The 12,345-nt window shown below is 62.2% G+C and carries 14 protein-coding genes; 4 read left to right on the top strand and 10 right to left on the bottom strand.

The annotated features are described in order from the left end of the window. Positions 1 to 66 precede the first annotated feature (66 nt). The 5 genes from nadC to FZF13_RS17785 form a co-directional block, all read right to left on the bottom strand. The gene (gene nadC / locus FZF13_RS17765; protein WP_024923622.1) at positions 67 to 918 is read right to left on the bottom strand and encodes a carboxylating nicotinate-nucleotide diphosphorylase; all 852 of its coding nucleotides are present in this window, start codon (positions 916 to 918) and stop codon (positions 67 to 69) included. Between the two features lie 3 nt (positions 919 to 921). After that, positions 922 to 2,463, bottom strand: a complete 1,542-nt coding sequence (locus tag FZF13_RS17770; RefSeq protein WP_024923621.1) for an L-aspartate oxidase — start codon at positions 2,461 to 2,463, stop codon at positions 922 to 924. Beyond that, on the bottom strand, positions 2,460 to 3,434 hold the full coding sequence (gene nadA, locus FZF13_RS17775) for a quinolinate synthase NadA (RefSeq protein ID WP_024923620.1): 975 nt from the start codon (positions 3,432 to 3,434) through the stop codon (positions 2,460 to 2,462). The genes FZF13_RS17770 and nadA overlap by 4 nt, the downstream gene beginning before the upstream one ends. An 83-nt stretch (positions 3,435 to 3,517) precedes the next feature. Continuing rightward, complete coding sequence (locus tag FZF13_RS17780; protein ID WP_024923619.1) at positions 3,518 to 4,453, bottom strand: NUDIX hydrolase; 936 nt, start codon at positions 4,451 to 4,453, stop codon at positions 3,518 to 3,520. A gap of 607 nt (positions 4,454 to 5,060) precedes the next feature. Beyond that, positions 5,061 to 5,288 (bottom strand): helix-turn-helix domain-containing protein, encoded by a 228-nt coding sequence (locus tag FZF13_RS17785; RefSeq protein WP_024923618.1) that lies wholly within the window; start codon positions 5,286 to 5,288, stop codon positions 5,061 to 5,063. Between the two features lie 332 nt (positions 5,289 to 5,620). Between FZF13_RS17785 and FZF13_RS17790 the strand changes: the two genes are divergently transcribed. From FZF13_RS17790 to FZF13_RS17800, 3 genes are all read left to right on the top strand, one after another. Further along, entirely contained in the window at positions 5,621 to 6,058 is a 438-nt protein-coding gene (locus FZF13_RS17790; RefSeq protein WP_024923617.1) for a curlin, read from the top strand. Between the two features lie 58 nt (positions 6,059 to 6,116). Next, positions 6,117 to 6,521: a curli-like amyloid fiber formation chaperone CsgH gene (csgH, locus tag FZF13_RS17795; protein WP_024923616.1), complete on the top strand. Its 405-nt coding sequence runs from the start codon at positions 6,117 to 6,119 to the stop codon at positions 6,519 to 6,521. A gap of 207 nt (positions 6,522 to 6,728) precedes the next feature. After that, a complete protein-coding gene (locus FZF13_RS17800) occupies positions 6,729 to 7,145 on the top strand; it encodes a curlin (RefSeq protein WP_024923615.1) in 417 nt (138 codons plus the stop codon). A 248-nt stretch (positions 7,146 to 7,393) separates the two neighbouring features. Here the strand turns inward: FZF13_RS17800 and FZF13_RS17805 are convergent, their stop codons facing one another. The 5 genes from FZF13_RS17805 to FZF13_RS17825 all read right to left on the bottom strand — a co-directional run bounded on the left by FZF13_RS17805 (position 7,394) and on the right by FZF13_RS17825 (position 11,588). Then, the gene (locus tag FZF13_RS17805; RefSeq protein ID WP_024923614.1) at positions 7,394 to 8,182 is read right to left on the bottom strand and encodes an ABC transporter ATP-binding protein; all 789 of its coding nucleotides are present in this window, start codon (positions 8,180 to 8,182) and stop codon (positions 7,394 to 7,396) included. Positions 8,183 to 8,327: 145 nt separating this feature from the next. After that, positions 8,328 to 9,023, bottom strand: coding sequence for an ABC transporter permease (locus FZF13_RS17810; protein ID WP_024923613.1), 696 nt, complete (start codon positions 9,021 to 9,023; stop codon positions 8,328 to 8,330). Further along, positions 9,020 to 9,739 (bottom strand): ABC transporter permease, encoded by a 720-nt coding sequence (locus tag FZF13_RS17815; protein WP_024923612.1) that lies wholly within the window; start codon positions 9,737 to 9,739, stop codon positions 9,020 to 9,022. Before FZF13_RS17815 ends, FZF13_RS17810 begins: the two co-directional genes overlap by 4 nt. After that, complete coding sequence (locus tag FZF13_RS17820; protein WP_051504758.1) at positions 9,736 to 10,590, bottom strand: transporter substrate-binding domain-containing protein; 855 nt, start codon at positions 10,588 to 10,590, stop codon at positions 9,736 to 9,738. The genes FZF13_RS17815 and FZF13_RS17820 overlap by 4 nt, the downstream gene beginning before the upstream one ends. 179 nt (positions 10,591 to 10,769) lie before the next feature. After that, positions 10,770 to 11,588, bottom strand: coding sequence for a LysR substrate-binding domain-containing protein (locus FZF13_RS17825; RefSeq protein ID WP_246192417.1), 819 nt, complete (start codon positions 11,586 to 11,588; stop codon positions 10,770 to 10,772). Positions 11,589 to 11,795: 207 nt separating this feature from the next. Here FZF13_RS17825 and FZF13_RS17830 point away from each other — a divergent pair, with 207 nt between their 5' ends. Next, complete coding sequence (locus tag FZF13_RS17830; RefSeq protein WP_024923609.1) at positions 11,796 to 12,341, top strand: Lrp/AsnC family transcriptional regulator; 546 nt, start codon at positions 11,796 to 11,798, stop codon at positions 12,339 to 12,341. Positions 12,342 to 12,345: the final 4 nt, after the last annotated feature.

Consider the following 12,345-nt stretch of genomic DNA (forward strand, 5'->3'; position numbering starts at 1 on the left):
AACGATGGTTATGCTCCCGCTGCTTGCGGTTGAGCTTCGAGACGGCTTTGGCTGCCGCGGCCGAGCCTACAAGGAGGTGTCCAGCCCGATGTCGAGGATCGGGGCGCTGTGGGTCAGCCAGCCAACCGAGATCAGGTCGACGCCGGTCGCGGCGATTTCCGGTGCGGTGGCCGGAGTGACGCGGCCCGAAGCCTCGGTGATTGCTCGTCCGCTGACCATGCGCACGGCCTGTGCAAGCAGGTCCGGTCCCATGTTGTCGAGTAGAACCGCATCCACGCCGAGGTCGAGTGCTTGCTGCAGTTGGTCGAGTGTGTCGACCTCGACCTCGATCTTGACCAAGTGCCCGACATTGGCCTTGGCCCGTTCGATGGCCGCGCGCACGCCGCCGGCGATGGCGATATGGTTGTCCTTGATCAGCACGGCGTCGTCCAGACCGAAGCGGTGGTTCGAGCCGCCACCGGCCCGAACGGCGTATTTTTCCAGTGCGCGCAGACCCGGCGTGGTTTTGCGGGTGCAGACGATCCTTGCCTTGTGGTCGCGCACCGCATCGACGATGCCGGCCGTGGCGGTGGCAATGCCGCTGAGGTGGGAGAGGAAGTTAAGTGCCACGCGCTCGGCCGTCAGAAGCCCGCGCGCTGGCCCTATGAGGGTCGCGAGGATGTCTCCGGCTTCGATGCGGCTTCCGTCCGGGCGTTCGATTTTCATGGCGATTGCGGGATCGATCAGGCCGAAGGCGAGCGCCGCCAGATCGAGGCCGGCAACGACACCGGGCTGACGCGCGGCCAGCACCAGTTTGGCAGAAACATCGGCAGGAACAATGGCCTCGGTTGTGATGTCGCCGGCACAGCCGAGGTCTTCCAGCAAGGCGGCGCGAACAAGCGGTTCGAGCATCAGCCGGGGCAGGGGAGAAAGCGTCATGGTTCAGGCGCTCCGGGCCAGTGGTGCGGGGTCGAGTTCGGCATCAGCGGCCAACGCGGCGTCGAGGGTCAGTCGTGCGCGGCGGGTTGGCGCAGTGTGGGTGGGGAAATCGCTGCGAAAATGTGCGCCGCGGCTTTCTTTGCGACGAAGCGCCGAGACGGCCATCATCAGCGCGACCGCAGCTGGATCTGCGCAGGCGGTTTTGCCGGTCGCCAGAGGCGCCAGGCGGGCCACGGCGCCGCGCAGTTCATCGCCGTTTCGCACGACCCCCAGGGTCGCCGAAACGATGTCGCGCACGGGGCCGGGGGCTGGTGGCGGCAACAGCTCTGCCGGACCTGCCTCGATGATACGGGTCCCCGATGCCGAAGCCACGCTGCGGGCCACCCATTCTGCGCAGACCACGGCCTCGGTGAGCGAATTGCTGGCAAGCCGGTTGGCGCCGTGCAGGCCGGTCGAGGCCACCTCACCACAGGCCCACAGCCCCGGCACGGAACTGCGGCCTTCATCATCCACCGCCACGCCACCCATGTGGTAATGGGCAGCAGGCCGTATCGGGATCGGTTCGAATGCCGGATCGATCCCGGCCTCATGGCAGAAGGCGGCGATAGCCGGAAAACGCTCCGCGAAGCGGGTAACGAGGCAATCGCGCGTGTCGAGAAAGACCCTGTGGCCCTTTGCAAGATGGCGGAAGACTGCGCGTGCGACGGTGTCGCGCGACGCGAGCTCGGCGCCGGGCAGATCAGCAAGGAAGCGCTGGCCGATTTCGTCGATCAGCACCGCGCCTTCGCCGCGCACGGCTTCGCTTACCAGCGGCATCGGTCGCGCCGGCGTGTCGAGTGCTGTCGGGTGGAATTGCACGAATTCGAGGTCAGCCAGTTCGGCGCCGGCGCGGGCGGCAAGCGCCAGACCCTGGCCGAAACAACCGAGCGGATTTGTAGTGTCGTGATAGAGGCTGCCGATGCCGCCAGTGGCAAGCACGACGCGATCGGTCGCAAATACCGCGCTGGCGGTTTGGCTCGTCGCGATGACGCCGGCGATGGAGCCGTCCTCGATGAGGAGCCTGCGCGCCCGGACATCTTCAAACACGGTGATGGACGGCGTGGCGCGTACGGCCGCGACCAAGGCACGGATGAGTTCGCGCCCGGTCGCGTCGCCGCCGGCATGAACGATGCGCCGGCGGCTGTGCGCCGCTTCCAGGCCGAGGGCCAGGCCGCCGCTGGGATTCCGATCGAAGACGACGCCAAGCCGTTCCAGCCTCTCAATGGCCTTGGGCGCCGCCTCGACGATACGCCGGGCGACCGGGACATCGCACAGGCCGTCGCCGGCGTTGCAGGTATCGGCGAGGTGTAGCGCGGTGGAATCGTCGCTGCCGAGTGCGGCCGCCATGCCGCCTTGCGCGAGAGGGCTCGATGCCTCGCCGCCGAGCGGGGCGGCGGACATCAGCACCACCGGCAATGGTGCAAGTTCCAGTGCCGTCATCAAGCCGGCGATGCCGGCGCCGATAATGACGGGCCGGCCGGCGAGGTCGTGGCGATCGGCACTCATATTTCGAGCATCCGCTCCACCGCGAGACGGGCGCGGGACGCGACGGCCGGGTCGATCGTCACGGGATGACGCATCTGCTCCAGTGCTGTGCGAATGTTGGCGAGCGTGATGCGCTTCATATGCGGGCAAAGATTGCAGGGGCGGATGAATTCGACCTCGGGATGGTCGATGGCGACATTGTCGCTCATCGAACACTCGGTCATCAAAACGACGCGCGCCGGCTTTTCCCTGCCGACATAGTCCGACATCGCCGCGGTCGAGCCGGCGAAATCGGCCTCCGCCACCACTTCCGGCGGGCATTCGGGATGGGCGAGCACGATGACGCCGGGGTGTGCGGCGCGCAGTTCGCGGATGTCGGCCGGTGCGAAGCGCTCATGCACCTCGCAATGGCCCTTCCAGGCGATGATCTCGACATTGGTCTGGGCGGCGATGTTCTGCGCCAGATATTCGTCGGGCAGCATCATGACGCGGGGCACGCCGAGCGATTCCACGACGGCCTTGGCATTGCCGGAGGTGCAGCAGATGTCGGAATCGGCCTTCACCGCGGCCGAAGTGTTGACATAGGTGACGACGGGAACGCCCGGATAGCGCTGCCGCATCAGCCTGATGTCTTGCGGCGTGATGGAATCGGCCAGCGAGCAGCCGGCGCCCATGTCCGGAATGAGCACGGTCTTTTGCGGATTGAGCAGCTTGGCCGTCTCGGCCATGAAATGTACGCCGGCCAGCACGATCACATCGGCCTCGACGTTTATCGCCTTGCGCGCCAGCGCCAGGCTGTCGCCGACGATGTCGGCCACGCAGTGGTAGATTTCCGGGGCCTGGTAGTTGTGCGCCAGGATGACGGCGTTGCGTTCGCGCTTGAGCGCCAAGATCGCGTCGATATCATCGGAAAAGGCCGGCCATTCGATCGCCGGGATGAATTTGGCGACGCGACTGTGGAGTTCGGCTGTGGTGGGAGCGATGCTAGACATGTTGATCCTTATTATGCTCTAGTGGAGTATAATATGGGTATATGCTTACCATGAGCATAAGTGCTGTCAAGGGAAGGATTTTGCTATTTAGTGCCGGCCAGCGGCCTTTCGTCGAGCACGGCATGGCGGAAGCGGAACAGCTTGGCCGGACGACCGCCGGTGTCGGAGGACATCTGGCCGGTCTCCTCGACGAGATCCTGTTGTTCGATCAGACGGCGGAAATTCTGCTTGTGCACGGTGACGCCCGCCAATGCCTCGACCGCCCGCTGCAATTGCAGCAGCGTGAACGCCGGTGGCATCAGTTCGAAGACGACGGGCCGGTATTTGATCTTGGTGCGCAGCCTGGCAATGCCGGTCGCGAGGATGCGGCGGTTGTCGCCTTGCATGACTCGTCCCGGCACAAGGTGGGCACGGCTGGGGCTGCTTCGACGCGCGGCTTCTTCGACAAGCCCCGCCTCGTAGAGCAACTCATAGCGTTGCAGGATCAATTCCTCGTTCCAGGGCTGGCCTTGGAGACCAAAAGCGATCGCCGCGCGCCGAAGGCGCTTTTCCTCAAATTCGCCGATGCCGGTCCATCGCTGGAGCGCCGGTTCGATGAGGTCGGCGATAAGCTGTGGCGCACCGTAGCGATGATCTTCCCAAGGAAAGAATTCGTACCAGCTACGCCAGCTGCCGGATGTGGTGGCGTGGGGCTGCTCCTCGTGGGTCAGGCCAAGATAGCTGATCGAGATCACCCGGTGACCGGGCTCGTCCGTGCCGCGGTCACGGTCGGCGAAGGTGTAGAGCTGTTCGATGTAGCCCAGCGGCCGGCCGGTCTGCTGTTCCACCCAGTCGCGCAATCCGGCTTGCAGCGAACGGTGGCTGGATTCGAGGGGACCGGAGGGGAGGGAGGCCGCATCGCCGATCGTCAGGACGAGCGGATTGCCACCGCCAGCAGCAACCAGGACGGCCGTGAGGTCAACCTGCACCGCATGGTTTCTGTCCACCTGGATTGACTTGTCGAAGCTGCTGTTCTGCATATGCCCATTGGTCTCGAAAGAGTTCCATCCGCCTTGCAAAACGTTGCCAGCAGTGCCTTACCCTCGCCAGTAAACACAAAGCGGCTGCGACATCCATCCCCGCGAATTTGCAAATGGCCGAAGCCGTTCGGTCAGACACTTTTCACTCGTCCTCTCAACATTTGTGTTGGAAGATTGCCCTGGCATTGACTTGCCAACACCATCGAGACCGAGTTTTGCCGTCCAACACCGCTCGAGCAACCCGGCATGTCTTTCAATCTTACCAAGATCATGACTTCGGGCGGATCAGGGTGCTGCTATCGAGAGCAAGCGGATGAAGCTGGCCATTTCATCAGGCGCTCGGCGCGGATGAAGACGACCTCCGTGCGGCCGAGGACGGGCGCATCTCGATCGCGCTCGGTGAGATGCCGAGCGGCAGGCGAAACCGCGAACCGGTCGGCTTTGAAGCGCGGGGTCATATTGAATTTAACGCGGCCCAATCGATCCGGACAGGCAATCACCGAAGCTTCACCGGGGCAGTCGTTGAGCCTGCCAGTAGAACGGGAAGCAAGGCTGTCGGCGTTGGAAGGGCTCGGATTCCGGCCGTATCCGTCTTCTGCTCCCACGGTTATTGCGCGCTAAACCGCTTCCCCTTCAGCCCCTTGGGCTTCATGCCGTCCGCGGTTTCCATAAATTGAGCCACAGTATCGATCCATGCCGCCGTCTTTGGCGGGATCTCTGCTTCTTCCGTCAGCCACGCCTCGACCAAAGACACGTCGCAGCCTAACGCTTCCGCCAAAGTTTCCGGTGACCAGCGCATGATGGTCAGGCATTCTTCGAGACGCTCAGGTGTCATGGATCATCTTGCTCGCTGCTGTGCGCTGTAGACGCGATTGAGATATTCCATCAGGTCGCGGAATGCCGTGTCGATGTCAATCTGCGTGGGATCTTTTCGCAGTCGCCGTATGGCGCGGCTGAAGAGGGGCGACTGCCTCTCGGCTGTTCTTCAGCCTGTTTCTTCGCGATGTTTGTTGGACGCAAAAAAGGGTTCGGCCGGCAAATCTCTCGCTGGTGCACGATCTATCTCGTGAACTTCCGGTGAACGGCGCCTTCAGCATCGGTTCCGAACGCTCTCGCTACAAAGGAGCCGTTCAACCGCGGTCCAGTCCGCACTGAAGGAGGTTCACAATGATCCGCACATCCATCGTAGGTGCCGTAGTTGCCGTTGTCGTTGGTGCCGGTGTTACCGCCCCAGCCTTCGCCAATGACGTGCGCATCGAACAATTTGGCTGGCACAACTCCGCCGGAGGCGTGCAGAATGGCCATAAGAACCGTGTCCGCTTCTATCAGGACGGTCAATACAACACCGCCATCGGCCAGCAATACGGACACCGCAACCTGTCCGCGATCGGACAGGAAGGAGACGGCAATTACGGTGCCACCTATCAATACGGCAATCGTAACCAGGCTGGCATCGGCCAGTTTGGCTCGGACCACACCGCGATATTGACGCAGGATGGCAACGGCAATGTCGCCGCTGGCGTCCAGGTCGGGCATGGCTGCAGCGCGGATGTCAACCAGGGTGGCAGCGGCAATGTCGCGGCTTTCGTTCAGGCCTGTCCTTGATCCACAAGACAGGGCGGATCAGGCTCCCGGCTTTTCTCCGTCAAACAGGAGATGATTCATGGCTAACACCGACAGACGAATTCCGACCGTTGCCGCAATCGCATTCGCAGGATTGGTCGCCGTGGGTGCAAGCGGCGCCTTTGCCGACAAGGACAATTCTGCCTCCGGCCCGCTACGCTGCGAGATCCGGGGCAGGGTTCAAGGCAACACGATCTTTATCGAACCCGTCGTGCGCTCCGATGAAGGCGTGAGCGGCAGCTACAGCATCACTGTATCCGGAGGAGGGGCTGGCGGCTCCTCCAACATCAGGCAGGGCGGTGAGTTCACCGCCCTGCCTGGACATCCCACCGCGCTCGGCCAGATCAGCCTTAGCGCCGCCGATGCCTCCTATGACGTGAAGCTCAAGGTGGCGGCTGCAGGGACAAGCGCCACCTGCACCAAGCAGGTGCCGAGCGAAATCTGAGCTTCATTTTCAAAAATAGTCGGATACGCGCCCCGGATCGTCCGGGGCGTTTCTTTTCCCTCGCCAGCCTGGTGCTGAACGATGGCTGAACACGTCCTTCCGGCCCGGTTCAGTATGGTCATGCGAGAGTTCGGCATTCCCTGGCGAATACCCAAAAAGGAGAGTTCATCGGCATTCCCTGGCGAATACCCAAAAAGGAGAGTTCAGATGAACGCCAAAGCTGCCAATGTCCTGCGCACTGTTGCCGCTGCCGTCATGTTGGGACCACTGGTGCTTTCCAGCCCCGCCGTGGCGGGTGGCTCGATTGCCTTCTACCTTTCACCCCAGAATGGCGATGATGCCCAGATGATGGACCTCGGTCTGAGAGCCTATGCGCTCTATAACGGCCTGCGCCACGGCGCGAACGTCCGTCAGCACGGCCACGGCAACAATGCCGGGATCGGCCAGAACGGAGGCGGCAATCTCGGCATCGTCGATCAGCAGGGCGACAGCCATTCCGCTACCCTGCAGCAGAACGGCAACGGCAATTCATACGGTGTCTTCCAGTTCGGTCGGAACACCGACGCGGAAGTCGTACAGAACGGTCAAGGCCAGAGTGGCGCGGCGCTGTTGTTTGGTTGGTGATAAAGCCGCGGTTTGCGAAAAAGCCCCTCCGCGTTGATGGTGAACTCTCTCAAGATGAAAATGACGCGCAAGCACCTGGGTGTCTCGCGAGCAGCCCTTCTTCAGAACCAGCAAGGACGCGATTCAAGACGACGAATTGGTGCCAAGCGCAACAACGCAGGCCCCATATCGCCCCTAAGCGCCAGTTTCATCTTGGTCCGACGCAGATATTCGCCGGCAACGCGTTGTTGTCCCCGTGTCGAACGTGGCTAGCGAACGGATTTTAGGAACGCGCCGAGGCGGGGGCTGCGCGGCTGGCGCAGCACTTCGGCTGGCGGGCCTTCTTCCTCGATGCGCCCGTCATGGAAGAACACCACCTTGTCGGAGACCTCGCGGGCAAAGCTCATTTCGTGCGTCACGACCAGCATGGTACGGCCTTCCTTCGCCAGCGCACGGATCACCGCGAGCACCTCGCCGACCAGTTCGGGGTCGAGCGCCGAGGTCGGTTCGTCGAACAGCAGCAGTTCTGGCTCCACGGCAAGGGCCCGCGCGATGGCGACGCGTTGCTGCTGGCCGCCCGACAGCGAAGCCGGATAGGCGTTGGCCTTCTCCTGCAAGCCGACCTTGGCAAGCAATTCCATGGCCCGCTGCACGGCCTGCTGGCGTGGAACGCCGTGCACATGGATCGGAACCTTGATGATGTTTTCAAGCACCGTCCAGTGCGACCACAGATTGAACTGCTGGAACACCATGCCGGTGCGGCGGCGCAGCCATTCGATGCCTGCTTGCGGAGGGACCTTTCCAGCGCCCATTTCCAGACTGCGGCCCTTGAAGTCTATTTGACCGGAGCTTGGCGCTTCGAGGAAATTCAGACAGCGCAGGAAAGTGCTTTTGCCTGAACCGCTTGCGCCGATGATCGAAACCACCTGATGCTCGTAGGCTTTGAAAGAAACGCCCTTGAGCACCTCGACGACGCCGAAGCTCTTGCGCAAATTCCGCGACTCGATTGTCGGCACCGCAGGCGTGGGTTTGGTGGCCGGCAGTTCAGTTGTATTCATCGTTTCCTCCGGTCGGTCTGGCCAGGCGGCAGAGCAAGTCTCGGCCGGCGCGCCATTGCTGGAACAGGCGATTTTATGTGCTGTGGTGTCCGGCTGATCGGTGTGGCCGATCGACGCCTCGGCGCGGCAGGACGAGACTTGCGCCTCAGCCCTCCATTGCGAAGCCCCCATTGCGCATCATCCGGGCCTCGAGCAGCCGCACCCCGAAACTGAGCGCCATATTAAGCCCGAGATACACCGCGCCCGCCGCCAGGAAGACCTCGATCGGAGCATAGGTCTCCGAAGCCAGGATCCGCGCCTGTCCGGTCAGCTCGATAATGGTGATGGTGCTGGCCAGTGACGTGCCTTTGAGGATGAGGATCAACTCGTTACCATAGGCGGGCAGCATGGCGCGCAGGGCCTGGGGGAACACCACCAGCCGGAACCTCTGCGTGGCGGTAAGGCCGAACGCCTTGGCTGCCTCGATCTGCCCGCGCGGCACCGAAAGCAGCCCACCGCGAATGATCTCGCTGCCATAAGCCGCCGTGTTCAAGGACAGGGCGATGAGCGCGCAGGCATAGGCTTCCCGGAAGATCGGCCACAGGATGGAATTGCGCATGGCGTCGAGCTGGCCGAGCCCGTAGTAGACGAAGAAAACCTGGGCCAGCAGCGGCGTTCCGCGGATGATGTAGACATAGGTGTAGGCGAGCGCCGAAAATGCGCGGATGCCTGAAAGCCTCGCCGCCGCCAGCAGCACCGCCAGCATGAAACCGAGCGCGATCGACGTGACGGCGAGTTCGAGCGTTAGCGGCAGTGCCGAGAGCAGCGCCGGAAACGAGCCGAAGAGCACATCCCATCTCATTTGCCATATCCCCCGACGACGGAGCGGCTGAAATGACGTTCGGCGCTATCGAAAGCCTTGTTCGAGATCGCTGTGAAGACGAGGAAGATGAGGATCGCGACCATGTAGAACAGAAATGGACTGCGGGTTGAACCGGCCGCCACGTCTATAGTGCGCATCAGTTCAACCAGCCCGGTAACAGAGACCAGCGCCGTATCTTTCAGCACCAGCTGCCAGACATTGGAGATCGACGGCAAGGCATAGCGCAGCATTTGCGGCAGCTTGATGTGGCAAAACAATGTGGATCGCCTCATTCCGAAGGCACTGGCGGCCTCGATCTGTCCTTTCGGGATGGCCTGGAAGGCACCGCGAAACACCTCGGCGCTGTAGGCCGCGCAGATCAGGATAACGGCCAGGACGCCGGCGCTGAAGGCGTCCGCAGCGACTGCACCGGAATAACCCAGCGCGTCGGCGACATAGCGGTAGAAGTGGCCGCCGCCGAAGAACAGCAGATAGATCACCAGGAGTTCGGGCACGCCGCGGACAACCGTGACATAGACACCGGAAATGGAGCGCAGCAGGAGACTTGAAGAGAGCCGCGCGGCCGCGATGGGCAAGCCCACGACGAGCCCGCCGGCAAAGCCCAATGCTGCGATGACCAGGGTCATCGCAGCACCGCGCGCCAGTTCGTCGCCCCACCCGGTCGGGCCGAAGGCGAGAAGGTCGAGGAAATTCATTTGGCGACGTTTTCAGGGATCGAACCGTCGACGCCGATCCATTTGACGCTCATCTTCGAGATGCTGCCGTCGGCGGTCGCCTCGCGGATCGCCTTGTTGAACTGCTCGCGCAGTTCCGTTTCCTCACCCTTGCGGAACGCCAGCGCGACACCCTTGCCGAGTGCGCCGCCTTTCAGGGCTGGGCCAAACGCGACAAATTTCTTGCCGGCCTTTTCCTGTTCGCCGATGAAATTGAGTGTGGAACCGGCGCCATCGACGGCGGCGTCGATGCGGCCGGCGACGAGGTCGAGCAGCATGTTCTCGCCCTTGTCATAGATTTTCACTTTGACGCCCGGAAAAATCCCCTCGAAGAACTTCGCATGCGTCGACGCGCGCTCGACGCCGACGGTCGCATCCTTGAGCGCGGTCGCGACATCGCCGATGACGGCCTTGTCCTTGTCGCTCATCGATCCAAGCAGGATGGTCGAGCCTGCGCCGCTCTTGAACTGGCCGAGCTTGCTTTCACCGGAAGCGATCAGACGCGTCGGGCCGGCATAATAGGCGATCGAGAAATCGACCGCCTTTGCGCGTTCGTCGGTGATGGAGAGCGAAGCGAGAATGGCGTCAAACCTCTTTTCGTTGAGGGCAGGGATCATGCCGTCGAAATTCTGGATGACCCACTCGCATTTGACGTTCATGCGCTTGCAGATGTCGTCGACCAGATCGGCTTCGAAGCCGATAAGCTTGCCCGCCGGATCGGTGTAGTTGAACGGCGCGTAGGTGCCGTCGGTGGCGAGTTTCACCACCCGCTGCTCTGCTGCCTGGATCGTGCTTGCCCCGGCGAGAAGCATCGCCGCGGAGACAAGCAGCATTCGTCTCTTCATGTTCATTTTCGCTCACCCTCTGTTCTTGTTTACGCCGCGCCGGGAGCGCCCAGAACGGGCGTCTTGCGCGGAGCCCCATCGAGAGTAGGCCGAAAGACAGCCACGTTCGGTCAAACCAACATTGGCGGGCGGCAAAAAATGTCTGGTTTGACGGCCCACCCGGCAGTTTATTTTGCCAACTCCAACTGGGTGCCCTGGCTCTTCAGCCATGCCACGAAGGCCTGCGGAACCCGTCCTGGTGTGTGGATGACGGCATAATAGGCCCCGAGCACGATATCGACCTGCGGGCACAGCCGGATGATGTTGCCAGATTGCAGCAAAGGGGCGACGAAAGCTGTGTTGGCCTGGGCGACACCGAGGCCCGAAAGACAGGCGTCGATCGATGATTCATCGGTGTCGAAGACGATGCTGCGGCCAAGCGGTTCGAAGGGGATGGCAGCCCCCTTGCACCATTGGCGCCAGGACCAGGCATCAGCCGTGTCCTGCAGGATCGGCAGAGCGAGGACTTGCGCCGGGTCGGTCACTGCAACTTGCCCGTCCAGCAGTGCCGGCCGGCAAATAGGCGCGGTGTTGTCCGCCAGGAACATCTCGCCCTCCGTGTCTGCGTCCTGCGGCAAACCACGCGCATACTTGATCTCGATGTCGATCCTGTCGCTGCCGGCCGCTCCGATGGTGCGAAAGTGCAGATCTACCCCCGGGTGTCCGAGATGATAGTGCTCTATCCTCGGGATCAGCCAACGCTGCGTCAGTGTTACCGGCGCCCATATGGTCAGCTTGGCGGCTTGGCTTGAAACTTCGCGCACGCCCTTGCGGACTTCGGCCAGCGCATTCTTGGCATGACCGAGGAAGGCTTTGCCCGTCTCCGTCAGTTCGATGGCGTTGTGGCTTCGCTGGAACAGCGTTACGTCAAGCGACTGTTCGAGCAGCTTGATCTGCCGGCTCACCGCGCCGGGCGTCAGGTTCAATTCCGAGGCGGCAAGCGTCAAACTGCCAAGACGCGACGCGGCCTCAAATGCGACGAGCGTGTTCAGCCAGGGTAGCCTGACGGTCACTGCATGTCTGGCGCTCATTCAGGCGTTACCTTTTTTCGATTGCAAGCCTTGGGCGTCCTCTCATTCTGGCCGAACCCAGCAGACCGACTGGTCGGTGGCGCGTGTGCAGCCGCAGTTGAGCCTCGTCAGGAGAAAAACACAATGAACATGGTGCCCTTGAAGTCGGAATTCGCAGGCCTGCCCGGCAAGGTCGACCGCATCGATCTGCGTATTCTCACGGAACTTCAGAAGAACGGCCGGATCACGAATTTCAAACTATCCTCACTCGTCGGCATCTCGGCCAGCCCGTGCCACAAGCGCGTGCGCCGGCTGGAAAAGATGGGGCTGATCAGTGGCTATCGCGCCCAGATCTACTGGTCGCGGCTCTATCCCAACGTCACGGTCTTCGCCGCGGTTTCGTTGAAGAACCACGGCTCGGTCGACTTCCAGACCTTCGAGCGCCGCATCAAGCACCATCCCGAGATCACCAACTGTTTCGGATTGTGCGGGCCTTACGACTACATGCTGCGCTTCGATTGCCGTGATATCGCGGCCTACGAAGCCACCTCGCGCGAACTTCTCGACGGCGACGTGTCGTTCTCCCGCTTCGACAGTTTCGTGGTGCTGCGCGAGATCAAGAACGAGCCTTCGTCTCCGGCAACTACCTCATTGCAGACACCACAGGACGAATTGCGGCGGGTTGCCTGACCTT

This window comes from Mesorhizobium terrae (assembly GCF_008727715.1).
GTDB classification, from domain to species: Bacteria; Pseudomonadota; Alphaproteobacteria; order Rhizobiales; family Rhizobiaceae; genus Mesorhizobium; species Mesorhizobium terrae.